We start from the raw sequence: 26,041 nt of genomic DNA, 5'->3' as shown, positions 1-26,041 counted from the left end.
CGGTCCCACAGGTGCCAGGGGCCACGGCCCGGACCCTACGCGCGCTTCGACGGGGCGGGCTGTTTGGCGGCGAGACGTTTGCCGAGCCGCTCGATGTCGACGATCATCCGCTCGTGCGTCCCGGACCCGATCTGCTCCGACTCGTCCCAGGCCGCGACGCGGAACTGGATCTGGCGTCCGGCGACGCCGACCACCTCGGCTTCCGCCCGGACGCGGTGCCCGACCGGGGTCGCCGCCATGTGGGTCACGTCCACCTTGGTCCCGACGGCGCTCTCGCCGGGATCGAGGTACTGGCGGACGGCGTTCAGCGCCGCGTTCTCCATGATCAGGACCATCATCGGCGTGGCGAAGACCGGCGGCAGGATGTTGTCCTTGAACTGGCTGGCCAGATGTGACGGCCCGACCAGCATGGCGAAGCTCCCCTTCGCCCCCAACGGGATGTCCTGCATGCGCGCGCTCCAGATCCGTTTCGGCCCGATGACCGATAGGTAGGGCCGAGGGACCGCGTCCGGACATCCCGGGACCTTCGCCGCACGCAGCCCAGCCCCCTCCCCGCCGTCCGGCCCGGCACGGGAACCCCGGACCGGGAACCGTGGGGAGGGACGAGCGCCCGCAAGCGAGCCGCGTCCGGTCAGCGACGACGGCGGGGCTGGCCGGCCGCCTCGAGGATGAGATCCGCGATATCCGGAGCGCGCGAGATCAGGGACAGGTGGCTCGCCCGGAGCTCGACGGTCCGCGCGTTCATGCGCTTGGCCATGAACCGTTCGAGGTCCGGGTCGATGGTCCGATCCTCGGTCGACACCGCGTAGAAGCTCGGCTTCGAGCGCCAGGCGGCCTGGGTGGTCCGTCCCGTCAGCAGGGCCTTGCGGAACGGCTGCTGGACCGCGAACAGCACCCGCGCCTTCTCCACCGGCAGGTCGCCCGCGAAATCCCGCAGGAACGCCGCCTCGCTCAGGCGCCCCTCGTCGCCGTCGAACACGATGCCGGCCGAGGCGGGCGGGGTCGGGTAGGCCTTCGCCAGCGCCGCGTAATCCTCGTTCGCGTCCGGCGCCCGCGCCGCCACGTAGACCAGCGCCGAGACCTTCGGGTCGATCCCGGCTTCGGTCACGATCATGCCGGAGAACGAGTGGCCGACGAGGACGGTCGGTCCCTCCTGGCGGGCCAGCACGCGCTGCGCCGAGGCCACCGCTTCCGCGAGGGTGGTCAGCGGGTTCTGCACGGAGTTGACGGAGAGGCCGGCCGCCTGCAGGTGCGGGATCACCTCCGACCAGCACGACCCGTCGGCGAACAGCCCGTGGACCAGCACGACGTTGCGCGCCCGCGGGAGGTCCTGGGCGGTGGCCGGTCCGGGCAGCAGCGCGGCGGCCGCGCCGGCGGCAAGGGTGCGGGTCAGCGTTCTGCGCGTCATCATGGGGGCGCCTCCATCCGGACTCGTCGATGCGGGACGTACCGTCCCTGTTCGCCGTCGGCGCGGGAAGGATACAGCCTCGGGCCGCCCAGGGCGCATCTCGGCGCGCGCCTCGACTCGACCCGGCGGCGGCCGGGACCGCGCGCGGACGGGCACATCCGGGCGCAAGCATCCCGGGATGTTACCCAGATATGCTGCGCGATGCTGGACGAGGGCGGCCTTTCAGCCTCTCATGGCGGCACGAATTGAGTAAAAATCGGGAGAGGAAACCGAGATGCTGCGACGCGTGCTGCGTCGGCTGACGGCTGCGGCCTCGCTGACAGTGCTGACATTCGCCGTTCCGGCCTTCGCCGAGGAGCCGCTGCGCTTCGAGGTCGATCCGGCCTGGCCGCAGCGCCTGCCGAACGACTGGATCATGGGTCAGGCGGCGGGCGTCGCGGTCGACGCGCAGGACAATGTCTGGGTGATCCAGCGGCCGCGCACCCTCACCGACGACGAGAAGGCCGCGAGCCTCGATCCGCCTCGCACCCGCTGCTGCAAGCCGGCGCCGCCGGTCCTCGTCTTCGACCAGGCCGGGCGCCTGGTGAAGTCCTGGGGCGGCCCGGGCGAGGGCTATCAGTGGCCCCAGAACGAGCACGGCATCCACATCGACCACAAGGGCTTCGTCTGGCTCGCCGGCAACGGCGACACCGACGGCCAGATCCTGAAGTTCACCCCGGACGGCAAGTTCGTGCTGCAGATCGGCAAGCAGGGGCCGCAGACCGACAGCCGGGACACGAGCCGCCTCGGCAAGCCGGCCGGCATGATGGTCGACCCGGAGACGAACGAGCTCTACGTGGCCGATGGCTACTACAACCACCGCGTCATCGTGTTCGACGCGGAGACCGGCGCGTTCAAGCGGATGTGGGGCGCCTACGGCAAGCCGCCGACCGACGACAAGCTCGGCCCCTACGATCCGGCGGCGGCCCCGTCCCAGCAATTCGCCAACCCGGTGCACTGCGTGCAGATCGCCCGCGACGGCCTCGTCTACGTGTGTGACCGGACCAACGACCGGATCCAGGTGTTCCGGAAGGACGGCACCTTCGTCAAGGAGATGTTCGTCGAGAAGAACACCCGGGCCAACGGCTCGGTCTGGGAACTCGCCCTGTGGCCGGACGAGCGCCAGACCTACCTGCTCAACGCCGACGGGGCCAACAACGAGGTCCGCACCCTGAGCCGCGACACCGGCGAGGTCCTCGGCCGCTTCGGCCGCAACGGCCGGATGGCCGGCGACTTCCACTGGGTCCACAACCTCGCGATCGACTCCAAGGGCAACGTCTTCACCACCGAGGTCGACACCGGGAAGCGGGCGCAGAAGTTCCTGTTCCGGGGCGACATGGTGCTGCGCAAGCGCGCCGCCCTGCCGGAGGGCGGCGCGCGATGATCGCGGCGGCAGATCCGGCCACGCCGATCACCGGCGCGGGCTGCGCGTGCTGCCTGCCCCGGCGCGGCTTCCTGGGCCGCCTCGCGGGGCTGGGGGCGGCGGCGCTGACGGCCGGCGCCGCGCGGGCCGAGCCGTCGCGCTACACGGGTCTGGTGATCGACTGCCACGGGCACTACACCACCGAGCCGGCCGCCATGCTGGACTGGCGCAAGCGCCAGATCGGCGCGCTCAACGACCCGGGCCAGTCCCCCAAGCCGTCGGACCTGCAAGTCAGCGACGACGCGGTGCGCGCCAGCGTGAGCGGGCGGCAGCTCAAGCTCCAGTCCGAGCGCGGCATCTCCCTGGCGCTGTTCTCGCCGCGGGCCGGCGGGATGGGCCACCATATCGGCACGGCCCGCACCAGCCTCGACTGGTCGATCGTGTCGAACGACATGATCCACCGTGTGACGAGCCTGATGCCGCAGAACTTCGTCGGCGTCTGCCAGCTGCCGCAATCGCCGGGTGTCTCGCCCAAGAACTGCACGGCCGAGCTCGAGCGCTGCGTCAAGGAGCTCGGCTTCGTCGGCTGCAACGTCAACCCGGACCCGTCCGGGGGCTACTGGACCGATCCGCCGCTCTCCGACCGGTTCTGGTACCCGCTCTGGGAGAAGATGGTCGAGCTCGACGTGCCCGGCATGGTGCATGTCAGCGCCTCGGCCAATCCCAACTTCCACGCGACCGGGGCGCACTACATCAACGGCGACACCACCGCCTTCATGCAGTTCGTGACCTCGGACCTGTTCAAGGACTTTCCGACGCTGCGCCTGATCATCCCGCACGGCGGGGGTGCCGTGCCCTATCACTGGGGACGCTACCGGGGGCTGGCCCAGGACATGAAGCGGCCGCCGCTGTCCGAGCTGATGCGCAACGTCTTCTTCGACACCTGCGTCTACCATCAGCCCGGCATCGACCTGCTGCTCAAGGTCGTCCCGCGCGAGAACGTGCTGTTCGCCTCAGAGATGGTCGGCGCGGTGAACGGGGTCGATCCCGAGACCGGCCACGCCTACGACGACACCAAGCGCTACGTCGAGGCCGCGGCGATCCCGGACGCGGACCGGGCCAAGATCTACGCCGGGAACGCGCTGCGCGTGTATCCGCGACTCGCGGCGCGGCTCCGGTCGGCCGGCGTGACGCCGTAGGGCCGCCGAGGGCCCCGGAGGAGTCGCAGAGGCGGGGCTGACCCGATCGCGGATCCGCCGGCGCGCGCCTGCCGGTGACCGGGCGAATGTGTCTTAGATCGACGGCGCCGCCGCGCGAACGATGTTGGTCCCAGGGCCGGACCGGCGGGTGAAGCGGGGATGTCGTTCATGAGGGTCACGATCTGCGCCGTCGCGCTCTGCCTTGTCGCGGGCCTGGGCCACGCTCAGGAGGCCGGACAGACGGTCGCCGGCGAGGGCGATTGGGTGCTCAGGAAATCGGCGGCCCCGTCGAGCGGCGACGTCGCCTGCGTTCTGGCGCCGAAGGCGCGGTCGCGCATCCAGATCGTCGGCGACCGCATCGAGATCACCGGCCTGCCAAAGAATTCCATCTTCAATTATCAGTATCGGATCGACGAGGGACCTGTTTCAAACGCGATGTTTCCCACAACGCAGATGCAGGACGCCGGAGTGATCACGCTGAATGGGGACGTATTGAAAGATATTCTGGCCGGTCGACGCTTCAGCATCCGCCTGCTGGACCGATGGCACGAGGCCATCACGGAGGAGATCAGCCTCTCCGGGCTGCGCGGCCTGATCGACAAGCGGGCCGAGGCCTGCAGGTAGCCGGGGCCTCACGCAGCGCGCCGGAGCCCCCTCCCCCGTGCGGGCGGATCGCGCGCGGCGGATCTCGGGGACCGGCGGCCTCGCGACCGGTCCGCCCCGGCGGCGCGAGGCCCGGGCGGCGCGACCTCAGAGCCCGGATCGCTCCGGGCCGCGCGCCTGCTCGCGCTCGTAGGCCGCGAACAGCTCCGGGAGGCGCGCGACGAGGAAGTCGCCGAAGGCGGGATGGAGCGTCTCGTCGATGATCAGGCCCACGGTCGTCGGGGTCCGCTCGATGCGCGCCAAGCGGCGCCCGTCCTCCGCCAGCCCCGCCTCCGGCCCCGCGCGGACCACCGGTGGCGCCGGGGCTGGGACCGGCGCCACGGCCGCGTACACGCGCACGAACCGCTGGTCGGAGGACAGGGTCGCGAAGGCGTCCGCGGCGACGATCTCATCGACCCGCGCCCGCATCTCCGGGCTGGCGAGGCGATCCGCGAGGCTCATCCACCGGCGGCGTCCCGCCTTCGGGGCGGGACCGATGGCGGCGATCACAGAATCGGGCAGGGCGCGCCGCGCCGCGATCAGGCGCGACAGCTCGGTCTTGTCGACGAGCAGGGCGGCCATGATCACGTCGCGCCCGTGCCCGAGCCGCTCCAGCGTCAGGGCGAAGGCGGCCCGCTCGATGAAGCTGAGATCGGCCCGCGCGTTGTTCTCCTGACCCTGGGCGACGACGAGTTCGGCATCCGTGAGCGTCCGCACCAGCGCGCGGACCGGCCGCCCCAGCGCGGCCGCGGCCCGCAGCCGCCGGTGGCCGAACGCGACCTGATAGCGCCCGCTGACGGTGGGATGGGGCCGCACCAGGATCGGGGTCTGCTGCCCCTGCGCCCGGATGACGGCGACGAAGGCGTCCTCGCCGGGGCCGTCGATCACCGGCAGCCGGTCGGGGGCCGGCGACGGGTCGACGAGGCCCGGATCGAGATCGACCGCGACGCTGCCGGACCTGAGCTGGTCCTCCGCGGCGCGCGCCGAGACGACTTCGGAGGTCAGGCGCTCCAGGGACCGGCTCATCGCGCCGACTGCGCCGCGGCCGGTGAAGCTGGGAACGGCCGGGGCCGGGCCCCGCTCCGATCGCGCGGCCGCCGCGTCGTCGCGGGGCGAGTTGACCGCGGTCAACTCGGTCTGGTCGGCCGGATCGAGCAGGCCGGCGAGGAGGTTCTTGCGGGCCATCGGATCAGCGTCCCCATGCCGTGCGGATCAGCGCCTCGATCTCGCCGTTGACCGCGTCCAGGCTCTCCATCGCGCGGTCGTAGGTCGCGCGCGTGAACTGGTCGCGACTGACCTCGAACAGGGTCTGCTTGGTGATGCCGGCATCCGAGACCGCCGTGCTCTTCAGCATCGCGTTGGTGAGCACGCGCTCCCCGAACAGCGTCCGCATGAACGCGACCATCTGGGTCTGCGGACCGTCGGTCGGCTCGTAGCGCGTGACGAGGTAGCGCATCCAGTCGTAGTTCATGTCGCCGCCGGCCTTGGCGACGACCCCGAGCATCTCGGAGGTCATCAGCAGGAACTGGCACATCGACATCACGTCGAGCATCTGCGGATGCACGGTGACGAGCACGCTGGTCGCCGCGCACAGGGCCGAGAGCGTCAGGTAGCCGAGTTGCGGCGGGCAATCGACCACGACCACGTCGTAGCGGTCGGCGACCGGCGCCAGGGCCTGGGCGAAGCGCGTGAAGAACAGCGAATCGCCGTCGCTGCTCCGCTGGAGGAGGGCGCGCGGTGTCTCGTGCTCGAATTCCATCAGCTCGAGATTGCCCGGCACGAGGTCGAGGCCCGGAAAGTAGGTCTTCTGGATGACGTCGGTCAGGGGACGGCGCGCCGCGTCGTACCGGATCGCGGCGTAGAGGGTCTCGTTGTCCCGCACGTCGAATTCGGGCTGGATCCCGTGCAGGGCCGACAGGCTCGCCTGCGGGTCGAGGTCGACGGCGAGGACGCGGTAGCCCTGCAGCGCCATGTGCTGCGCGAGATGGGCCGCCGTGGTGGTCTTGCCCGAGCCGCCCTTGAAATTCACCACCGCGATGACCTGGAGATGCTCCTCGGCCCGCCGCTCCTTCCGGTACCGCCGGCCAGTCTTGGCCCCTTCGTCCAGCATGCCGCGCAGCGCCTGGATGTCGGCGCTCGAGTAGGATCGCCGCCCGGACGGCCCGATCTCGGGGGCGGGCCCCTTGCCGTCGAGCGAGAGGCGCCGCAGGTAGCCGTCGTCGACCCCGATCAGCTTGGCGGCCTCGCCGGACGAGAATCGCCGCAGCTGCTTGCGCGCCTCGGGCGGGAACAGCCGCTGCCGGTGCGACTGCAGTTTGGCCGACAGCGCCTGCGCGTCGCCGGCGATCAGATCGTGCATCGCCATGGAGGTTGACCCCGAAGAGGGTAGGGCGGCGAGCGCCGCGGGGCTGGCCACGGTTCCGAACTCCTGTCACGGTTTTCTCGGCCGCAAACGCCGCCGCACCGTGACAAGATCACAGTCAACCTTAACAGAATGTTGACGCTCGCGCCGCCCCGCTTCCGAGCGGGCGAGCGTGTTGACCGCGGTCAACTCCCGCGACGCGGACGGGACCGCTTGGGCCGTCGGCTGACGCTCGACGGCGCTGGCGCCACAGGGCGAAGAGCATCGGCCAGGCCGAGAACCGACCGGAGCGGGACTTCCGCGTCAGGTCGCGGAGATAGGCGCCGGGCGCGCCGATCGACTCGGCGCGCTGGAGGATCGCCGACAGCGCCGACAGCGCGTGGTCCCGCCCCATCGCGGCCAGGGCCGCCTCCCAGACGTCCGGACCGATTCCCAGCGCCGGACGAACGACCTCCGCCGCGCCGGCCAGATCGGACCAGCTCCGGATACCGTCGCGGGCGTAGAGCACGACGTCGGGACAGGCCTCGAGCACCATCGGCAGAGGCAGGGGCGAGGGGAGGGAAGAGGGGATCGGCGAGGGGAGGGGACGCGGCTGGCCGGGCGCGGGAGCGACGTCGGATCGCGCGGCTCCGGCCGGGCCTCGCCGGGGGCACCGTTCAGAATCGTCAGCAGGATCTGGATCTGAATTCTGATGGTGGCGCTCACCGTGAGACGCAGTGCCGACCATTTCCGGCGCATTCGCCAAACTTGGCAGCCACTTGTCCACCTCCCGGCGCAGCGCGCGCAGCGGTTCGGCGGCGGCGTGCAGGTGGGGCTCGCCGGCGGTCCGACCCGGCATGCCGCCGCAGGCCGCGAACCGGTCCGCGAGCGCCGCCCAGGGCCCGGACCATCCGGATTCGGCGGCCAGGGCGAGGATCTTCGACAGGTCGCGGCGGTGCAGGGCGATCTCCTCGCGCAGGAGCAGGCGCCGGCGCGCGGCCGCCCGCACCGCCCGGGCAAGAACGGCGAATTCCCCCGCGCGCGCCACGAGCGGCGTCAGGTCGAACCCGAAGGCGCGCGATCGCGCCGGCACCGTCGCGGCGCGCGTAGCGCTTGCCGTTCGGGCTGTCCCGCCGGATCACCAGGCCGGCCGCGACGAGCTGGGCCAGCGCGCGCCGCAGCGTCGCCGGGGACGGCCCGTGCGACCGCAGCGACAATTCGCGGTTCGACGGGAAGACCACGAGCGGCGAGCCGGGCGACAGCGCCGTCTCGGGATGGAACGTGAGCAGCGCGCTCAGCACCGCGAGGGCGCGGTCCGAGACGGCGAGGTGATCCTTCGCCTCGGTCACGTCGCGGAAGATGCGCCATTTGTGCCCGACCGCGTCGTCGGGGCAGGCCTTGGCCGCCGCCTGCGCGGCCATCATGCCGAGCGAGAGCGGTCGCCGCCCGAAGGGCGTCGTGGGTTCGTGTCCGGGAAGCATTGTCCTCGCCCGCGATGAGGCAAGAGAGCAGCGCCCGCCGAGGCGATGGCCGCGTCGCGTGGTTGACAGCGATGTCCGGGAGTGATTCTCTGAGGTTGTCCAGACGACAGAGAGGGCTTCCGGGGCGAACGTCTCGGGGGCCTTTTCTTTTGCCGGGTTGCTCCGTCTAGAGGGGTGGGGGTGGGCCGCCGTCAGGCGCGCGCGGCACCGGCCGGCGTCAGCAGGTCCGCGCTCTCGCAGGGGCCCATCTGATCCGGGACCCGCGCAGCCTTGCGCGCCCGCGGCGCGGCACGGGCGCGACGGGTCGGCCCCCCCGCGACGGCGACGAAGGCGCGCCGCAGCTCCGCCGGGTCCGAGTGCCGCAGCACCAGACCCTCGGCCGTCATCGCGACGTTGGCTTCCGGGTACGCGTCGAGGGTGCGCTTGATCGATTCCGAGAAGGCCTGCTTGAAGCGGGAGGCGAATTCCGAGGATCCGAACTGCGCCATCAGATCGCGCCAGGTCAGCAATTCGCTCTCCCCGCGCGAGAGCAGCGGCAGCCGGTAGCAGAGGTACACGAGGATATCGATCGCCATGGCGTTGTGGGCGACCTGGCGCAGCCTGGCGGTCGGCACCGGGATCGAGTGCCGTGTGAAGCGGTCGTAGGCGTTCTGGCTGAGCATCAGCGCTTCCGGCCAGCGCATGGCGCTGTGTCCCCCGGCGGCCCAGACCTCGAGGTCGTCATCCTTGAACGCGCCCCCCTCGATCAGGCTCTCGCGCTTGAACACGTGGCCGCCCTCGTCGCCGTTCAGGACCATCGTGAAGATGGGGAAGCTCAGCCGGACGAGCTGGTCCTTGGTCGGCCCGATCGAGCCCCGCTCGCCGCCCGTGACCGGCAAACCGACGGCCTTCAACCACTCGGTGATCCGCCCCATCTCCATCCAGCGGTCGCCGGCGCTCCGGCGCGGATCGCGGGCCTCCGTGGCCAGCCACATGGAGAGGAGGCGCGCCTTGGGTCCGAACGGGACGCCCACCTCGATCTGGCGCCCGTTGGGCAGGACGAACCGGGCCGGCTCGACGGTCAGCGAGAAGCGACCGTCGCGCCGGTTCCACGGCTCCATCGTGTTCTTGGGCCGGCGCAGCGGCAGGCCGGCGATGCAGAAGCCCTTGTGGAGGAACGACACATCCATGCGGCCGTCGAGCGCGGGGCCGAGCCTGGTCGTCGGCCGGTCGGCTCCGGCCTCGGGGCGCCGCAGGCTCTGCTCCCACAGGCTCAACTGGCGGGTCTCTGCCGCGTTCATGCCGGTCTCGCTCTCCTCGTGCCGACCACAGGGCAATTTGGAGGCTATCAGTCGCGAGTCGCCGACCGGGCGCAATCATCGGGTTTCCAAATCTCAGCGCGCCGACCGGGATTCTTTACAAAACTCAGCGTCGGCGACCCACGGCCGCCCAGCGGTCGAGCCGCGACGGCGTCCCGGCACGGCTGCGACCGCCGTTGGCGCCGGTCGCGTCGGCGCGAGTGCGAAAAATCAGCGCTCGCCGACCGTCCGCTGGCAAAAGTCAGCGTGGCGCACGCCGTCGATGACGGGTGAGGGCGCTTGGCGACCTTCCAAACCCCGGCAGGCGCGTCCACCTGCGCTGATTTTTGTAAGTCCCGCGCCGTCGGACACCGCAGGGGCCGCGCTGAGTTTTCTCAGGAGCGGACCCGGGGGCGCTGATTTTTGTAAGCGGTCGCGTCGGCAGGCCCGGCACCAGCGCGTTGGGTGGCCACTGACCGGCGACGCGTCTCGGGCGCGCTCGGACGCCACTGGACAGAGACGCGAGGCGGCCGATCAGCCGCACAAAGGGTGGCGACCCGGCCTGCTCGGGACCTCGCCGACGCGCTTCCAGCGGCGGACCGTAACCCGCGCGCCCGTGAGGCGGCGTGGACCGATCGGCAGGGACGACTCAGATGCGAGCCGCGCACCGCAGGATCAGGATGGTGGTGCGGCGACGCGTCGGATGGTGGCGTCGCTGACCGGCAAGGTCCCGTGGTCCGGAGACGGTCGGGCATCCGGTCGCGGCCCGCGACGACGCGGTCGGTGACCGCCCGACACATCGGAGCGCTACGGAGCGGGACCGGGAGGGGAGGGCGCCTTCGGGCCGCTCGCGCGACGGGCGTCGGCACCGGGCCGGTCATGGACGCCCCGTGCGCCCCTGCGCGGGCCGCGCGTCCCGCTCACCTATCGCCTGCGAAGTTCCAGAACGTGCCGCGTCGCGGGCGGCAAGTTGTCGCTCAAGGACAGGACGCGCGCATCCGAGGTGAACCGAATCTTCCTGTCGTTGTTTACGCTCGCCACCGAGGAGCGTTGACGACGTGACACCCCGATACGGTGTGTGACGCGGCGATCCGGGCCGTCTTGCCTTCCCGGAGCGCGGTCGCGCGCCGCGATCTCTGTCGACGACCGAAGATCCGATTTGTCAGGAGGAGATCCATGAAGGGATTCACGAAAATTGTGTCGTACGCGGCGGCCGCGGCGGCGGTCTGCATGCTCGCGGTTGTGGTGGTCCAATCGGCGGGGCTCCTCGCCGGGTGATGGGCCCCACGCGGTGATCCAAGTTCAAAGTTCGTACAGGGTCAGGAGCGATAGTCTAAATCTGTCTCATCGACGATGATGCCGGTATCGGGACCGTGGAGGAACAAGCGGCTTGGCGATTCTTCCCGGCATCGTCCGAGCCGAACACCGACTCAGACCGGGGTCGGAAGACGGGCGATGACCTTGATCTCGAAGTCGAAGCCCGCGAGCCAGGTCACGCCGACGGCAGTCCAGTTCGGATAGGGCGGTTCGCCGATCATTACGTCGCGTACCGCCATCACTGTGTCGAACTGCGTTTCAGGGTCGGTGTGGAAGGTTGTCACGTCCACCACGTCGTCGAAACTGCAGCCGGCCGCCGCGAGAACGGAGTTCAGCCTGTCGAAGGCACGGCGAACCTGCGCACCGAAATCCGGTTCAGGCGAGCCATCCTCGCGGCTGCCGACTTGGCCGGAGACGAAAAGCAGGTCGCCGGACCGGATCGCGGCCGAGTAGCGGTGCTTGTCGTAGAGGGCTTGCCGTCCGGGCGGAAAGACTGCATCGCGCTTCGACATATCGCGTGTCCTCTGCGAAGGGTGCCGACGGCTTCCATCGACCTCGCGGCGCCATTCACATACGCCGCGTATGCGGACCATCATGGCATACGCGGCGTATGTCAACACATGCGGGCCTATGTGAAGGATCGAGGCATCCTGTGGCATCGGGACGGCGCGCGCTGAAGATGGAGGAAACCCGCGCGAGGCTGATCCGCGCGGCGCGTGCAGCCTTTGCCGAGAAGGGCTACGCAGCGGCGTCGATGGATGAGCTGACGGAAGCGGCCGGCCTGACGCGCGGCGCGCTCTATCACAACTTCGGCGACAAGAAGGGCCTGCTTCAGGCCGTCATCGCGCAGCTCGACGCCGAGATGGTCGCTAAGGCGCGGGTCGCGCGCGAGAGGGCGCCAACGCCCTGGCTCGGCTTCCTCGACGAGGGCGTCGCCTACATCGAGTTGGCCCTCGAGCCGGAGATCCAGCGCATCGTGCTCCTCGACGGACCGGCAGTGCTGGGCGATCCGTCGCGATGGCCGGGCCAGACCGCCTGCCTGCGCACGACGACCGAGACGATCCAGGCCCTCGTGGAGGCCGGGACGGTCAAGCCTGTCGATGCCGAGGCCGCGGCGCGCCTGATCAACGGCGCGGCGCTCAACGCCGCGCTCTGGGTCGCCGCGTCCGACGATCCACCGGCCGTCCTCGGCAGGGCCACCGAGGCCTTCCGGTGCTTGGCGAACGGCCTCCTGAAGTAGGCCGTCCCGCCGGTCTGGACGCGTCATCCTCGGGCGCGCGACGCGTTCGTCGGGGGACACCTTGCAGGGTGGCCCGCGCGCGAACAGCGAGAGAGGAGACGACAACGACGTCTGCTCCGGACCCATGTCGCTCGAAAGCCGACCAGCCGGAAGCCATCCGTCTGAGACGTTCAGGCGGGCGTCGCGCGATGACGGAAACTGGCCGTAAGTGGAACAGCCGCTTCTGAGACGGTCGGCCGGAAAAGCAGATGGGGTGGATGGCTCCCGCTCCGACTGACGGCATCTCGGTGCCAAGATGTGGTCGCTGTCGAAGCAGCAGCCACGCTCATGCAGGAGCCATCCCCATGGAGATCACCACCGTCGGCATCGATCTGGCCAAAAGCATCTTTCAGGTTCACGCCGTCGATGCAGCTGGGCACGTCGTCGTTCGGAAGGCGCTGCGGCGGGCGCAGGTCACGCCGTTCTTCGCCAAGCTGCCACGGTGCCTGATCGGCATGGAGGCGTGCGGCACAGCGCACCACTGGGCCCGGGAACTCATAAAGCTCGGCCATGACGTGCGGCTGATGCCGCCGGCTTACGTGAAGCCGTACGTCAAGCGCGGCAAGACCGATGCGAACGATGCCGCTGCCATCTGTGAGGCGGTGACGCGCCCGAGCATGCGCTTCGTGCCCGTGAAGGCGACCGAGCAGCAGGCGGCGCTGGCGCTGCACCGGACGCGCGACCTGCTGGTCAAGCAACGCACGCAGCTGGTGAACATGATCCGAGGCCTGCTCGCCGAGTTTGGGATCGAGATGGCGCGGGGCCTGCGGCACGCGCTCGAACTGGCGGCCCGGCTCTCGGCCGGAGACGCGGCCGAGGTGCCGCCGTTAGCCCAGCGCGTGGTGACCGGGTTGGCCGATCAGATCGGTGCCTTGCAGATCCAACTCACCCGACTGGAGAAGGAGTTGCTCACCTGGCATCGAGACAGCGACCTGTCGCAGCGGCTTGCGACGATCCCGGGTGTCGGCATCGTGTCGGCAACCGCGCTGGCCGCCTCGGTGAGCGAGCCCGAGCGCTTCCGTTCCGGTCGGCAGTTCGCTGCCTCGTTGGGCCTGACACCGCTGCAGAACTGCAGTGGCGGCAAGGAGCGCCTGGGCCGGATCTCACGCATGGGCGACCGCTACCTGCGCCGGCTGCTCGTGGTCGGCATGACGTCTCTGATCCGGCGCGCGAAGACGACACCGACCTCGGTCGACCCGCGGCTGCCGGCGCTGCTGCAGCGTAAGCCAGTGCGCGTGGTGACTGTGGCGGCGGCCAATCGCACGGCGCGGGTCGCCTGGGCGATCATGACCCGCGGCGGCACCTACCGCGCACCGGCGGCCACGGCCGCCTGACAGCACGTAGAGGAGACGTTTCCAGGTTGCGAGGACGATGAGAGTTGATGGCGAACCGGTCAGACCGGGAGCCGGGACACCCCGCCGGCTGTCCAGGGCGTCATAGCCCGCAAAGCAGAGTGGGACCCAGCTCACGGATACCATCAGGGCCAGCAGTCAACATGAACGACTGCATCAACAGGCCGGACACAAGACTGCACCCGACCAACGCGTCAGAAGCTCAATTCGCCACTTGCAATGCGGGAGCCATCCACACAGGACGGCCTCCTACCGACCCAACCCGGTCGGAACGGCATGGGAGAGACACTGCTGCAAAAGCGGGCGCTGCTACCATCGCAAGAAGCTCTTCCGCGCTCAGTCTGCTTGCCGAATATGCTCAAGCGCAGCGACCAATTCGCTCGGCTGAGAAAAGAACGGCGAGTGATCGCTCTCCAACGTGACGGTGTGCGAAACTGGAGTGGCTCGTTGCATGGCTTGCTGCTGAGCAATCGGGATCGCCTGATCTTTCGCGCACGTGATGTAGGCTCGTCGGACCGACCCGAAGTGAGGCTCAGTAACGTGGATCGGCGTCGACCAAATCTTGGTTGTCTCGGGAACAAGGCGTTCGCACGCGAACTGCACTAGAAGTTCAGGCGTTTCGTTGTAGAAAAATGTTTTGACGCCTTCGCGGCTGACTGTACAATTTCCGTCATCATCAAATATTATTGCCTTACTAAACGCCTCGGCATTGGCCGATTTCTCTACGATATCATTCAACGTCTGGCCATCCTTGAGAAGAAAAGCGCATAGATAAACGAGTAAGGCGATTTTATGAGGTATGCGTTCGGCCACTTCACTGATGATGAGGCCGGCGCGGCTGTGCCCGACGAGAATGACCGGTTCGTTCTGGGCGGCGGTAATCGCGGCAACCTGATCCGCCCAAGCTTGGAGCGGCTGTTTTGCCGCCGAGTGCTGATCGGAGATCACGTCGCACAGATCGGGTGTCAGAACGCGATGTCCGGCTCGCTCAAGCAGCGGCACGACCTGCGACCAACACCAACTACCGTGCCACGATCCAGCAACGAGTATGTAGATAGCCATTCGACACCCTTTCTGGCGTACGTCGGTGTCTCTTGGTCATGCCTCGTTACAGTATGATTTCAGGTGGGGTTCGATACGTAGTGCGCGTTTGGGGTCCCATTGGACGTCGGCGTTCAGATCGAGCTTCCTGAACCTCAGACGGCTCATGTGGGTCGAAAGCGGTTCCGGCGGCGATGTCGGCTACAAGACGTTGTCGTCCGAAAATACACCGTCTCGAAACAGCCCATCTGAGATGTTTGAATGAGCGCTTCGTGGTGGCAAATGTGGTCGAAAGCCGCCGGTCTGCTTCTGCGCCGACCTATTAGAAAATCGGACGAGCTGCCAAAATTCAAATCAGACAAATTCATTTATCAGAACTTCGCAATGAAGCAGACGTTCGGGGATAATCATTCTGCAAGGGGTGTTTGACCGCGGGTGGCCAACGCTACGCATTCGCCGTATTCAAATCCCCACGCGCATTACGCCGGATAGCCTGTGGCGGCTGCCCGAACGCTCGAAGGAACGCGCGACGCATCCGATTGCGGTCTGCGAAGCCAGTTTGGTCGGCGACGGCGTCGATGGGATGCCGGCTGCGCTCCATCAAAACGCGCGCGGCCTCGACCCGGAGGTTCTCGACCGCCTTGGCCGGCGACTGGCCGGTCTCGGCATGGAACACACGGCTGAACTGGCGCGGGCTCAGGTGGGCGGCTTGCGCCAACTCCTCGACCGAGAGCGGGCGGTGGAGGTTCTGTTTGGCATAGGTCAGGGCCGCCTGGATGCGGTCCGACTTCGCGTCGAGGTCGAGCAGGGTCGAGAACTGCGACTGGCCACCGGCCCGGCGATGGTAGAGCACGAGCTTCTTAGCGATCTCCTTCGTCACCGCGTGGCCGAGATCCGCCTCGATCAGAGCAAGCGCGAGGTCGATGCCAGCGCTCATGCCCGCCGACGTCCAGATCGGGCCATCGTTGATGAAAATGCGGTCCGTGTCGGCCGAGCAATCCGGAAACTGGGACTGTAGCTCCCGCGCGTGCATCCAGTGCGTCGTGACCCGCCGTCCGTCGAGCAGGCCGGCCTCGCCGAGGACGAAGGCCCCTGTGCAGATGGCGGCAACGCGCCGGGCGTTTTCGGCCGCGCGCTGAACGAGCGCGACGAGCCCGGGCGTCGACGGTTGCACGAAGGTGCCGCCGCCGATGATGAGCGTGTCGAAGGGCGTTTCGCCGAATGCCTCCGTCTCCACGTTCATGCCGGCCGAGGTGCCGACCGGACCGCCATGCTCGGAGATGAAGTGGATGTCGTAGGTTGCCGCGTCCGCCGCGAGATTGGCGACCTCGAAGGCCGGCACGGCCGCCAGCGCCATCATCGAGTACCCCGGATAGACGACGAAGCCGACGCGCTGCATGCCCGCCTCTATGACCTAAATCGACGCAACTATGACATTTGCGCCGCTCAAGGGCAACGGTAGCTTTCTCCCATCGAGCGCCGCCAACCCGTGGCGCGAAGAAAGAGGAGAGCGACGATGACCACTCAATCCACGAAGGGCCTCGCTGTCGTGACCGGTGCATCTGCCGGCATCGGCGCGGTTTACGCCGACCGCCTCACCAGACGGGGGTATGACCTGCTGCTAGTCGCTCGAAACGATGAGCGCCTGCAGGCGCTGGCCGACCGCCTGACCCGCGAGACGGGGCGCAAGGTTGAGCCGTTCAAGGCCGATCTGGGACGCAAAGACGATCTCGCGCGCCTGGAGGCTCGCCTGCGCGAGGACGCGAGCATCACCATGCTCGTGAACAACGCGGGCATCGGCTCCGTCGCCTCGACCCTTCAGGCCGACGTGGAAACGATGGACGCGATGATCCAGCTCAACATCACCGCGCTGACCCGCCTGACCTATGCGGTCGCTCCTGCTTTCGTGGCGCGCGGATCAGGGACAATCATCAATATCTCGTCCGTCGTCGGCATCGCGGTCGAGATGCTGAACGGCGTCTACAGCGCCTCGAAATCCTACGTCCTCAGCTTCGGCCACGCGCTGCAGAAGGACCTCGCGGACAAGGGCGTGCGCGTCCAGACCGTGCTGCCCGGCGCGACGGCTACAGAGTTCTGGGATGTCGCCGGTTACGCGGCACAGAAGACATCGGCGATCACCATGTCGGCGGCCGATCTGGTCGACGCGGCTTTGGCCGGTCTCGATCAGGGCGAGCTTGTCACCATCCCAGGACTGCAGGATGAGTCCGATTGGACGCGCTGGGAGGAGGATCGCCGGGCCATGGCCGCCAAGTTCGGCAACGCCAAGCCGTCGGCGCGCTACGGGCTTGCGACGTCGAACGCGGCCTGAGCCTGGAGGCCATCCATGCCGTACCTCCAGCTCGACGTGACCGGCCCGCATTCCGTGGCCTCCAAGAAGCGCCTCGCGGCGCAGATGAGCCAGACCTATGCGGAGATGATGTCGGTCGACATCAGGCGGATCAGCGTCGCCATCCGCGAACTCGGCGAGGGCGGCGTGTGGCGGATACCGGAGGCCGGCGGCGCGCCGGTGCCGGTGTCCGTGATGATGCTGGACATCCGCAAGGGACGCTCGGCCGAGTTGCGGATGGAAGTCGCCAAGGCGCTGTGCGCCCACTGCATCGAGATCCTCGGGTTGCACAAGGATCGCCTCAACGTGGAGTTCACGCAGCATTCCGGCGACGAGATGTATCACCCGACCCTCGGGGGCTACAGCCCCGAGTGGTCTCCGGACGAGCGATGATCCGTGTCGCAAACGGTTCTGGCCGAGAGCGGCAGGTCCGCTCTCGGATAGCCCGGGTATCGAAGTGGACACTTCGCGGTTCACTCGACGATGCGTCCCTCCGTCGGGGGGCGGTGTAATGCGCATGCTCTCGGCTGCAGCTGCGCGCAATACGGTTGAAGGCCGGTCGGCTCGCCGCGCTGGAGCGCTCGCATTCAACAGTTACGTGAGATCTATCTGCAGACGGAGATTGTGGCCGCCCGCCTCTGCCCACAGCGGTCGCCGGCCGCAACGGATGTATCCTTCCTGCACCGGCGACGAACAGGGACGGCACATCCTGCACCTGTCGAACCGGAACGGAGATGGCCGCCATGATGACTCGGAGACTGTTCAGCCAAACGCTCTTCGCCGGCGCCGCCGCCGCGCTGCTTCCCGGGACGGCGCCGGCCCAGGATCTGCCGCGTGCGCGCAGCGTCGTCCTGGTCCACGGACTGTTCGCCGACGGGTCGTGCTGGTCCGAGGTGATCCCGCGGCTGCAGGAGAAGGGCCTGAACGTCACCTCCGTGCAGAACCCGCTGACCACCTTCGAGGAGGCCGTCGCGTCCGCACGGCGGGTTCTGGCCCGGCAGGAGGGACCGATCGTCCTCGTGGGCCACTCGTTCTCCGGCATGATCGTGACCGAGGCCGGGATCGACCCGAAGGTGTCCGCCCTCGTCTACGTCGCGGCCCGGGCGCCCGATGCCGGCGAGGATTACACTGCGCTGGCCAAGACCTATCCGACGCCGCCGGCCTCGGCCGGAATTGTGTTCGACGGCGACGAGGGGCGCCTGAGCGAGGCGGCCTTCCTGAGAGACTTCGCGGGCGACCTACCGGCGGACCGAGCCAAGGTTCTGTTCGCGGTCCAGCAGCCGTTCCACAAGGCGTTGTTGGCCGGGAGGACAACCCAGGCGGCGTGGCGATCGAAGCCGAGCTTCTACGCCGTGTCGACCGAGGACCGGACCATCAACCCGGACCTCGAACGGTTCATGGCCAAGCGCATGAGCGCGAAGACCGTGGAACTCGCGGCGAGCCACCTGTCCCTAATTTCGCAGGCACCATACGTCGCGGACCTCATCCTTGAGGCTGCCGGCCAACCCCAAGGACGTCGCTGACCGGACAGTCCCACGCATGCTGATCCGAGCCACGGCTGCCCCGGGCTGCAGGCAAGGACCGGCGCATGTCCTATCGCAAGAAGGACATCATCATGGGGAGCGCGCGACCAGACGGTCTGCCGGAACCGTTCACGCGGCCCAAATCCGTCAATCGATCAACCGCAACGAGAGCGCACGGGCCACCGCATGCGTTCTATTGACGACGTTCAGGCGCTTCATGGCCTGGTCGAAATGGAAGTTGACGGTTCGCTCCCGCAGATCGAGGATCAGGGCGATCTCCGCGGACGTCTTCCCGCGGCTGGCCCAGGTCAACACTTCCCGTTCCCGGCCGGTCAGATGGCCGAACGCGTCTTGGCCCTGCCCGCCTCGACCCGCGCGGAGACGATGCTCCACCACGACAGCCAGCATCTCGAAGTCGACCGGCTTGGTGAGGTAGTCATCCGCGCCCTTCCGGCGCGCGGCGATCTCGCTGCCGCGATCGTCGAGCGCCGTGAGGAACACGAAAGGGATCCGCGCGAGGTGCGGGGCAGCCGCAGCCAGTTGCTCGAGCAAGTCCAGGCCGTTCATCCCCGGCATGCGCACGTCGCACAGGACCAGGTCCGGAGGTGACATTTGGATGGCCGACAAACCCGCCTCCCCGTCCGAGGCGCGTTCCACCGTGTAGCCGAGGTCGACCAGGGCTTCCGCGACCAGGCTCGCCGTTTCCTCGTCGTCCTCAACGCAGAGTATCCTAGGCATGCTCCGGCTCCGGGGATGACAGCGCCCCGTCTCGCGGCAGCGCCAGCATAGCACGGGTTCCGCGGCCCTCTTCGCTCTCGATGATGAGGCGGCCGCCATGGCGGCGTGCGATCTCCTCCACGAGGCTCAGCCCGATCCCCGTGCCCGGTATCGTGCCGACGTTGCTCGCCCGGTAGTAGCGCTCCCGGATGCGTCCGATCTCGCCGCGCGGGATGCCCACGCCCTCGTCCTCGACGACGATCTCGACGCCGGCGCCGGACGGGTATGCCCGCAGTCGGACGGGGTCGCTGTCCGACGCATACTTGAACCCGTTCGAGAGAAGATTGCTGACGGCCAGATGCAAAAGGTCGGGATCGCCGACGATCTCCAGCGATGCATCCGACATGTCTTCGACCAACTCACCACTCATCCCGATCTCGCGATAGTACCGGCACAACGACCGCAGCATCGCGGCGAGATCGAAGCGGCGCATGCGCGGGCGGAGGTTTCCGCCGGTATCCTCCAGCGCCCGCGATAGGCCCGACATCAGGCTCGCGATCCGGAACACGGCGGACCGGATGCGGTGTGCCCGATCGGCGATGTCGCCCGGCTTGGCCCGGTCCTTGGTCGCGATCAGCCGCTGCGCGTTCCCGTCGATCGCCATCAGCGGCGTGCGGAATTCATGCGAGACCGTCGTTATGAAGTTGCGCTGCTCAACGGCGAGCGCCCGCTCCTTCTGCAGGGCGGTGCTTAGCGCCCCGGATTGTATGGCTAGGCGCTTGCGCGACTCAAGAAGCTCGGTGGTATTGCTCCGGAACACCGCAAGCGCTCGCGCCATCGCCCCGATCTCGTCTGGCCGCTTCTCGTCGGGGAGCGCGAAGTCGGTCTCGTAATCCGCGAGACGCCGCATGCGATCGGCGAGCCGCAGGAGCGGCTGCGAGATGGCGCGCCAGACGTAGACCGTGATGGCGAAGAACAGGGCCAGGGTCCCGAGCATCAGGTCGGAGACCCAGTCCTGAGCTTCCGCGATGGCCGCGGCTGCTCGGCCGCGGTCGGCCTCCGCGCGCGCCTCTGTAGCGAGCGTTAGCCTGAAGGCGGCGTCGCGGGCCGCGTCGAAGGTGATCTTCGACTCGCCGTTGAACAGCAGGATTCCTTGGTCGGCCTCGCCGTCCCGGCTCAGCGCGGCCACGCGCTCCGCCACGGCTGCGTGCGCGCGCCACAGGTCTTGCAGCCGCACGAGCTCGCTCCGGTCCTCGCCTCGCCGGAGCAGCGCCGCATAGCGTGTCATCACTTCCGCGAGATGGGCGGACACGCGCTGCAGCGACGCCAGGCGATCGGGGCGGTCCGCGAGATCCGGGCCGAGAAGGATTTCGGCCTCCGCGGTGCGCGCGTCCGAGATCCCGTGGTTCAGACTCCCGAGGACCCGGATGCGCTCTAGCCAGCGGTGGTGCATCTCGCGGGAGAGCGCGTCGGCATGTTCGAGCCGATCCAGGCTGAGGAGGCGGGCGCCCTCCGTCGCGGCCATGAAGAGGAGCACCATGAGACCCAGCTTCGCGACCAGGGAGTGGCGCCAAGCCAGGGTCTTGCGCAGCAACGACATGGCGATCCCCCCAGCGGACCCGGTGGCCCGGCTTCGAAGGCTTAGGCCCGCCCCGCCCGACGTAAGCCTGTCAGATTTCACAGGATGACGCCGGGGGCCACGAACTGATCTATGGACCGCGAGCCGGCGGACGGTCTGTCGCTCAGAGGGGTCACATGAGGATCGCCGTGATTTCGGACGCCGTGACGCCGGCGGGCCGCCTGCCCGCGGCTGGACGCCCCTGAAATGGCGCCGCGTCCCGTCGGTGCCGTTCGCTCGCGGATGCCCGATATCCAGCACGCGGCCCGGGCTGCCGTTCCGATCGTCCGCGACGTCGCGGACGCCGCCGATCGACCGGCTCCAACGGACCGGGGTGGGGCCAGTGCGCCTGCGCCGACCGCCGGGCCCCGAACATGGGCCGGCTTCGCCATCCTGTGCGTCGGCATGTTCATCGCCATCCTGGACATCCAGATCGTCGCGACATCCCTTCCGCGGATCCAGACGGGTCTCGGGATCCCGCCGGACCGGGTCAGCTGGGTCCAGACGGCGTATCTTACCGCCGAGGTGCTCGTCATTCCGCTCACGGGTCCCCTCACGCGCCTGGCGAGCATGCGCCGGCTCTTCGTGACATCGGTGACCCTGTTCACGTTCGCGTCGTGCGGTTGTGCCGCGAGCGGCGGCTTTGCCTCGCTCATCGTCTGGCGCGCGCTCCAGGGCGCGTCCGGGGGCGCGTTGATCCCGACCGTGTTTTCAGCCGTCTTCCTGCTGTTCCCGCCGAACCGCCAGGGCATCGCCACGGCCGTCGCGGGAACGCTCGCCGTCCTCGCCCCGACCGCCGGCCCCGTCGTCGGCGGCTGGATCACTGAGACGGCGACCTGGCATTGGCTGTTCCTGATCAACGTGCCCGCCGGTCTCGTCTCGGCCATCGGCGGGTACTGGCTGCTGCCGCGTGACCGGCGGCGCGGACGGCTCGGCGAACTCGATGTGACAGCCCTAGGGCTCCTGGCCGTCGCCCTGTGCAATCTGGAGCTCGGCCTCAAGGCGGCCCCGGAATCCGGCTGGGTGGCGCCTGCAGCCGTCGCACATCTCGGCGCGAGCACGGTGGCCGCGCTCGTGTTCGTCCGCCGTACCCTGGCGGCGGCCCATCCGCTCGTCGAGCTCCGGATGTTCGCGGATCGCCGCTTCGCCGTGGGCTCGGCACTCAGCTTCGCGTGCGGGGTGGGCCTTTACGGTTGCGTCTACCTCATGCCGGTCTTCCTCGGCTACGTGCAGGGACGCAGGCCGCTCGCGATCGGCGAGATCATGCTCGTCACCGGCCTGGCGCAACTCGCCGCGTCTCCACTCGCCGTCGCCCTGGACGAGCGCGTCGACGCGACCGTGCTCGCCGTCCTCGGATTCGGTCTGTTCGCGGTCGGCTCGTTCCTGAGCACGACCCAGACGGCCTCGATGGATCCTGGCGCGCTGGTCGTCCCGCAGATCGTACGCGGGCTCGCCATCATGTTCTGCCTGCTGGCGCCGACACGGTTGGCGCTGGGTCATCTGGCGACCGAGAGCGTTCCGGATGCCAGCGGGCTGTTCAACCTCATGCGAAATCTCGGCGGTGCCGTCGGCCTCTCGCTGATCGACACCGTGATCTACGGGCGGATCCCCGGCCACGTATCCGATCTCGTCGCGCGACTCGCGTCCGGCGATCTCGACGCCGCGAAACTTGTTGGCATCCCGCCGGCCGTTTTCGCGGCCCAGTCGGGCAAGCCGGACAGCGAAGCGACGCGCGCCCTCGTCGCGCCGCTCATCGAGAAGGCGGCCCTGACCGCTTCGATCGGCGATGCCTGGATGCTCGTCGGGACCCTCAACGTGGTCGCGATTGCCGCCCTGCTGCTCGTTCGCAGACGCGCCGAGCCGAGCCTGGAGCCGAAGCCATGACGGAAGCCTACCTCAACCGCATCGAGACGGCCGTCCCGCCCCACGACGTCCACGCGGCCTTCGCGGCCTTCGCCCGATCTCAGCTCGCCGACGACCGGCACAAGCTGCGCATCCTGGACCGCATGGTGGAGCGCAGCGGGATCGAGCATCGGTATTCCTGCCTCGCGCCCGGGCTCGACCCGGGCCACGACGCCGTGGATGCCGACGGCCTCTACCGACCCGGGAGCTTCCCGACGACCGCGGCCCGCATGCGACTCTACGAGGAGCACGCCCCTGCGCTCGCGACGCGTGCGGTCGAGAAACTCCAACTCGGCGATCAGCGGGACCGCATCACTCATCTCGTGGTGTCGAGTTGCACCGGCTTCTCGGCACCGGGGCTGGACATCGACATCATCGAGCGCTGCGGTCTCAGGGGGTCGGTCGAGCGGACGATGGTCGGCTTCATGGGCTGCTACGCCGCGATCAACGCCCTGAAGATCGCGCGGCACATCGTTCGTTCGGAGCCGCAGGCCCGGGTCCTGGTGCTGAGCATCGAGCTCTGCACGCTGCACCTGCAGGAGACCTCTGATCTCGAGCAGATCCTGACATTCCTCCTCTTCGCGGACGGGTGCGCTGCCAGTATCGTCTCCGCCGATCCGACGGGGCTGAGGCTCGACGCGTTCAACGCCCTGCTCACGCCCGACACGCGACAGCTCCTGACCTGGCATATCCGCGAATCCGGGTTCGACATGGTCCTGTCGGGCCGCCTGCCCGCGGCAGTGCAGGAAGGGATCAGCGGTCGCGCGGACGAGTTCCTGGCGGGACATCGGATTCCGGACGTCGGCGCCTGGGCCGTCCATCCGGGCGGCCGAACCGTGCTCGACGCCGTGGAGCGCGCCTTCGCGCTGCCGCCCAGCGCGTTGGCGGTCTCGCGCGATATCTTGCGTCGGTTCGGCAACATGTCGTCGGCGACCGTCATGTTCGTGCTCGCCGCGCTCATGGATCAGGCGAAGGCGGGTGAGGTCGGTTGTGCGATGGCGTTCGGCCCGGGCCTCGTCGCCGAAACGATGATGTTCCAAAAGGCGGCCTAGCTCCGCGCTCCCGGCGCCCGGGTCCGGCATCCCGGGCTCGCCGGCCGTCATTCGAAGACGTTGCAATACCGGGCGGGATGTCGGCGCCCGGATTCCGCCCGTCTCCCGACGCAGGTCGCGGGCGTTCCGGTGCGCGAGGCGTCCTTCGATGTCGACGCGGGAGAGGTGTTCGATGCCAACGACGACTGACACCGGGATCGAGCGATGGCCGGAGCCGCCGACGCGGAGCCCCGACAGAGCACCGGCTCCGCAGGGTTCCGGGCCCTCTGGAACCGCCGGGCGGCACGAGCCCGCGCGCCCTCGCTCGCTGGCCGTCCGGGCTTCGGACCAAGAACAGATGGATGCTCCGGATCTGCCCGAGGCCGCATACGCCGCGCTCCTTGCCGACCTCGCGCGCGTCAACCGATGGACGCTGGCGGCGCGGCCAACCTTGGCTTTCCTGAGGCGGGCGGCCCGGCGCGCCGGGCGCCTCAGGCTCCTCGACGTCGGTTTCGGGCAGGGCGACATGCTGCGTCGGATCGCGCGCTGGGCGGCCAGGGAGGGCGTGCCCGTGGAGTTGTTCGGGATCGACATCAACCCCCGTTCGGCGCCGGTCGCCCGGGCGGCAACCGACCGCGCGCTCCGCATCGAGTACCGGACCGGCGCCTACGCGGACCTCGCCGGACAGGGCTGGGATGTTATCGTGTCGAGCCTCGTCGCGCACCACATGGACCACGCGGAACTGCTGGCGTTCCTTCGCTTCATGGAGCGCGAGGCGCGTGTCGGCTGGCTGATCAACGACCTGCATCGCCACGCCCTGCCCTATGCGGGCTTTCCGATCCTGGCTCGGGCCATGGGATGGCATCGGATCGTCCGCGAGGACGGCACCCTCTCGATCGCGCGCGCATACCGGCCGGCGGAATGGCCGCCGGTCCTGGCCGAGGCCGGAATCGCCGAAGCCTCTGTCACCCGTTGGTTCCCGTTCCGGCTATGCATCGAGCGCCTCCGCTGATCATCGGGGGCGGCCCGGCCGGTGCCGCCGCCGCCATCGGACTTGCCCGGGCGGGCCTGCGGCCATTGCTGATTGAACGTAATCCCGAAGCGCAGGATGCTCTGTGCGGCGGCTTCCTGAGCTGGACGACGACCCGGCGCCTGATCGATCTGGGCGTCGATCCCGTTTCCCTTGGCGCTCATCGTGTCGGGGCGCTGGCGTTGTTCTCGGGGCAGGACGGAGCCGAAGCTCGGCTGCCCGCACCTGCCGTCGCCCTCTCGCGCCGCGTCCTCGACGAGGCCCTGCGCGCGCGCGCACGGGCGGCGGGCGCGGCGATCGAGACCGGGATCGGGGCGCGGGCCCTGGCGGAGGGCCGGGTGCGTCTTGTCGACGGGGGCGAGATCCACCCGCCCTGCACGATCCTCGCGACCGGCAAGCATGATCTGCGCGGTGTCTTGCGCCCGCGTCCGGACGGGGACGCCGCGGTCGGGCTGCGCTGGCGCCTGGGTGCGAGCCGGGCGCTCGCGACGTTGCTCTCCGACCGGGTGGAGCTGCACCTGTTCCGCGGCGGATATGCCGGATTGGTCATCCAGGAGGATGGCAGTGCCAACCTCTGCCTCGCCGTCCGACGAAGCCGCCTCAGCGAGGTCGACGGCGGACCGGATCGGTTCCTCCAGGCTGTCGCGGAGGAATCGCCCGCCCTCGGTCTGCGCTTGGCCGCGGCGACGCTCGGGCGCGCCCAAGCGGTCGCGAACGTACCCTACGGCTGGCGCGCGGGTGCCGGACCGGCGAACCTCTACCGGATCGGGGATCAGGCCGGAGTCATCCCGTCTCTCGCGGGCGAAGGAATCGCCATTGCGCTGTGCAGCGGCTTAGCCGCGGCCACCGCGATCGTGCGCGGCGAGCCGGCCGAACGCTTTCAGCGATCGTTCTCGCGAAGGTCGTCCGTCCCGATCACTCTGGCCGGATGGCTCTGGCGCGCGGCGGAGACCCCCAAAGCCGCCAGGCAGCTGGTGCGCGCAGTCGCCTCCGCGCCGGCGCTCGGGCATCTGGCCTCGCGGCTGACGCGGATCTGACCGCAGCTTGCCTCCCACCCGACACCGGTGGCGCGGATGACCGAGGTGGATCGGGTCACCCGGGCAGGCTGGTTGCGGCTCTCGTCACGCCAGGCGC

Annotated in this window: 22 protein-coding genes and 1 pseudogene; 12 read left to right on the top strand and 11 right to left on the bottom strand. The window is 68.9% G+C overall.

Annotated features, from left to right (window positions below; genetic code table 11):
- Positions 1-35: 35 nt before the first annotated feature.
- Complete coding sequence (locus LXM90_RS30475; protein WP_020096182.1) at positions 36-449, bottom strand: thioesterase family protein; 414 nt, start codon at positions 447-449, stop codon at positions 36-38.
- A gap of 182 nt (positions 450-631) precedes the next feature.
- Positions 632-1,411 (bottom strand): alpha/beta fold hydrolase, encoded by a 780-nt coding sequence (locus LXM90_RS30470; protein ID WP_234083248.1) that lies wholly within the window; start codon positions 1,409-1,411, stop codon positions 632-634.
- Positions 1,412-1,682: 271 nt separating this feature from the next.
- On the opposite strand from LXM90_RS30470, the gene LXM90_RS30465 reads away from it, so the two are divergent.
- The 3 genes from LXM90_RS30465 to LXM90_RS30455 all read left to right on the top strand — a co-directional run bounded on the left by LXM90_RS30465 (position 1,683) and on the right by LXM90_RS30455 (position 4,633).
- Positions 1,683-2,831 carry a hypothetical protein gene (locus tag LXM90_RS30465; protein ID WP_234083245.1) on the top strand — a complete coding sequence of 383 codons (1,149 nt, stop codon included), beginning with the start codon at positions 1,683-1,685 and terminating at the stop codon, positions 2,829-2,831.
- A gap of 149 nt (positions 2,832-2,980) precedes the next feature.
- Positions 2,981-4,009: an amidohydrolase family protein gene (locus tag LXM90_RS30460; RefSeq protein WP_056524304.1), complete on the top strand. Its 1,029-nt coding sequence runs from the start codon at positions 2,981-2,983 to the stop codon at positions 4,007-4,009.
- A gap of 168 nt (positions 4,010-4,177) precedes the next feature.
- Entirely contained in the window at positions 4,178-4,633 is a 456-nt protein-coding gene (locus LXM90_RS30455; RefSeq protein WP_132368204.1) for a hypothetical protein, read from the top strand.
- Positions 4,634-4,759: 126 nt separating this feature from the next.
- Here the strand turns inward: LXM90_RS30455 and repB are convergent, their stop codons facing one another.
- The 5 genes and pseudogenes from repB to LXM90_RS30430 all read right to left on the bottom strand — a co-directional run bounded on the left by repB (position 4,760) and on the right by LXM90_RS30430 (position 11,579).
- Positions 4,760-5,836 (bottom strand): plasmid partitioning protein RepB, encoded by a 1,077-nt coding sequence (gene repB, locus LXM90_RS30450; RefSeq protein ID WP_234083242.1) that lies wholly within the window; start codon positions 5,834-5,836, stop codon positions 4,760-4,762.
- A gap of 4 nt (positions 5,837-5,840) precedes the next feature.
- A complete protein-coding gene (gene repA, locus LXM90_RS30445; RefSeq protein WP_234083240.1) occupies positions 5,841-7,016 on the bottom strand; it encodes a plasmid partitioning protein RepA in 1,176 nt (391 codons plus the stop codon).
- A 121-nt stretch (positions 7,017-7,137) separates the two neighbouring features.
- A pseudogene (repC, locus tag LXM90_RS30440) lies at positions 7,138-8,413 on the bottom strand (plasmid replication protein RepC).
- A gap of 251 nt (positions 8,414-8,664) precedes the next feature.
- The gene (locus LXM90_RS30435; protein WP_020096191.1) at positions 8,665-9,753 is read right to left on the bottom strand and encodes a replication protein RepA; all 1,089 of its coding nucleotides are present in this window, start codon (positions 9,751-9,753) and stop codon (positions 8,665-8,667) included.
- 1,427 nt (positions 9,754-11,180) lie between these two features.
- Positions 11,181-11,579, bottom strand: coding sequence for a RidA family protein (locus LXM90_RS30430; protein WP_020096193.1), 399 nt, complete (start codon positions 11,577-11,579; stop codon positions 11,181-11,183).
- A 140-nt stretch (positions 11,580-11,719) separates the two neighbouring features.
- On the opposite strand from LXM90_RS30430, the gene LXM90_RS30425 reads away from it, so the two are divergent.
- Together LXM90_RS30425 and LXM90_RS30420 are read left to right on the top strand one after the other, a co-directional pair.
- Positions 11,720-12,307 carry a TetR/AcrR family transcriptional regulator gene (locus LXM90_RS30425; protein WP_020096194.1) on the top strand — a complete coding sequence of 196 codons (588 nt, stop codon included), beginning with the start codon at positions 11,720-11,722 and terminating at the stop codon, positions 12,305-12,307.
- A gap of 344 nt (positions 12,308-12,651) precedes the next feature.
- Entirely contained in the window at positions 12,652-13,680 is a 1,029-nt protein-coding gene (locus LXM90_RS30420) for an IS110 family transposase (RefSeq protein ID WP_091980604.1), read from the top strand.
- Between the two features lie 354 nt (positions 13,681-14,034).
- Here the strand turns inward: LXM90_RS30420 and LXM90_RS30415 are convergent, their stop codons facing one another.
- Together LXM90_RS30415 and LXM90_RS30410 are read right to left on the bottom strand one after the other, a co-directional pair.
- A complete protein-coding gene (locus LXM90_RS30415) occupies positions 14,035-14,760 on the bottom strand; it encodes an alpha/beta fold hydrolase (RefSeq protein ID WP_234083238.1) in 726 nt (241 codons plus the stop codon).
- 424 nt (positions 14,761-15,184) lie between these two features.
- The gene (locus tag LXM90_RS30410; protein WP_103986500.1) at positions 15,185-16,138 is read right to left on the bottom strand and encodes a GlxA family transcriptional regulator; all 954 of its coding nucleotides are present in this window, start codon (positions 16,136-16,138) and stop codon (positions 15,185-15,187) included.
- Between the two features lie 117 nt (positions 16,139-16,255).
- Here LXM90_RS30410 and LXM90_RS30405 point away from each other — a divergent pair, with 117 nt between their 5' ends.
- The 3 genes from LXM90_RS30405 (at position 16,256) to LXM90_RS30395 (ending at position 18,609) form a co-directional block, all read left to right on the top strand.
- Entirely contained in the window at positions 16,256-17,068 is an 813-nt protein-coding gene (locus LXM90_RS30405) for an SDR family NAD(P)-dependent oxidoreductase (protein WP_103986501.1), read from the top strand.
- Between the two features lie 15 nt (positions 17,069-17,083).
- Entirely contained in the window at positions 17,084-17,479 is a 396-nt protein-coding gene (locus LXM90_RS30400; RefSeq protein WP_103986502.1) for a tautomerase family protein, read from the top strand.
- Positions 17,480-17,829: 350 nt separating this feature from the next.
- Positions 17,830-18,609 carry an alpha/beta fold hydrolase gene (locus LXM90_RS30395; RefSeq protein WP_103986512.1) on the top strand — a complete coding sequence of 260 codons (780 nt, stop codon included), beginning with the start codon at positions 17,830-17,832 and terminating at the stop codon, positions 18,607-18,609.
- A gap of 147 nt (positions 18,610-18,756) precedes the next feature.
- Here LXM90_RS30395 and LXM90_RS30390 read toward each other — a convergent pair whose 3' ends face one another.
- Together LXM90_RS30390 and LXM90_RS30385 are read right to left on the bottom strand one after the other, a co-directional pair.
- A complete protein-coding gene (locus LXM90_RS30390; RefSeq protein ID WP_234083235.1) occupies positions 18,757-19,347 on the bottom strand; it encodes a response regulator transcription factor in 591 nt (196 codons plus the stop codon).
- Entirely contained in the window at positions 19,340-20,920 is a 1,581-nt protein-coding gene (locus LXM90_RS30385; RefSeq protein WP_181049263.1) for a sensor histidine kinase, read from the bottom strand. The genes LXM90_RS30390 and LXM90_RS30385 overlap by 8 nt, the downstream gene beginning before the upstream one ends.
- A gap of 267 nt (positions 20,921-21,187) precedes the next feature.
- On the opposite strand from LXM90_RS30385, the gene LXM90_RS30380 reads away from it, so the two are divergent.
- The 4 genes from LXM90_RS30380 (at position 21,188) to LXM90_RS30365 (ending at position 25,944) form a co-directional block, all read left to right on the top strand.
- Positions 21,188-22,828 carry a DHA2 family efflux MFS transporter permease subunit gene (locus LXM90_RS30380; RefSeq protein WP_234083232.1) on the top strand — a complete coding sequence of 547 codons (1,641 nt, stop codon included), beginning with the start codon at positions 21,188-21,190 and terminating at the stop codon, positions 22,826-22,828.
- Positions 22,825-23,898, top strand: a complete 1,074-nt coding sequence (locus LXM90_RS30375) for a type III polyketide synthase (protein ID WP_103986506.1) — start codon at positions 22,825-22,827, stop codon at positions 23,896-23,898. Before LXM90_RS30380 ends, LXM90_RS30375 begins: the two co-directional genes overlap by 4 nt.
- A 337-nt stretch (positions 23,899-24,235) precedes the next feature.
- A complete protein-coding gene (locus LXM90_RS30370) occupies positions 24,236-24,889 on the top strand; it encodes a methyltransferase domain-containing protein (protein WP_103986507.1) in 654 nt (217 codons plus the stop codon).
- Complete coding sequence (locus LXM90_RS30365; protein ID WP_234083230.1) at positions 24,868-25,944, top strand: NAD(P)/FAD-dependent oxidoreductase; 1,077 nt, start codon at positions 24,868-24,870, stop codon at positions 25,942-25,944. Before LXM90_RS30370 ends, LXM90_RS30365 begins: the two co-directional genes overlap by 22 nt.
- Positions 25,945-26,041 lie beyond the last annotated feature (97 nt).

The sequence above is a fragment of the Methylobacterium oryzae genome (genome assembly GCF_021398735.1).
GTDB lineage: Bacteria > Pseudomonadota > Alphaproteobacteria > Rhizobiales > Beijerinckiaceae > Methylobacterium.
This window is presented reverse-complemented; position numbering and strand designations above follow the sequence as displayed.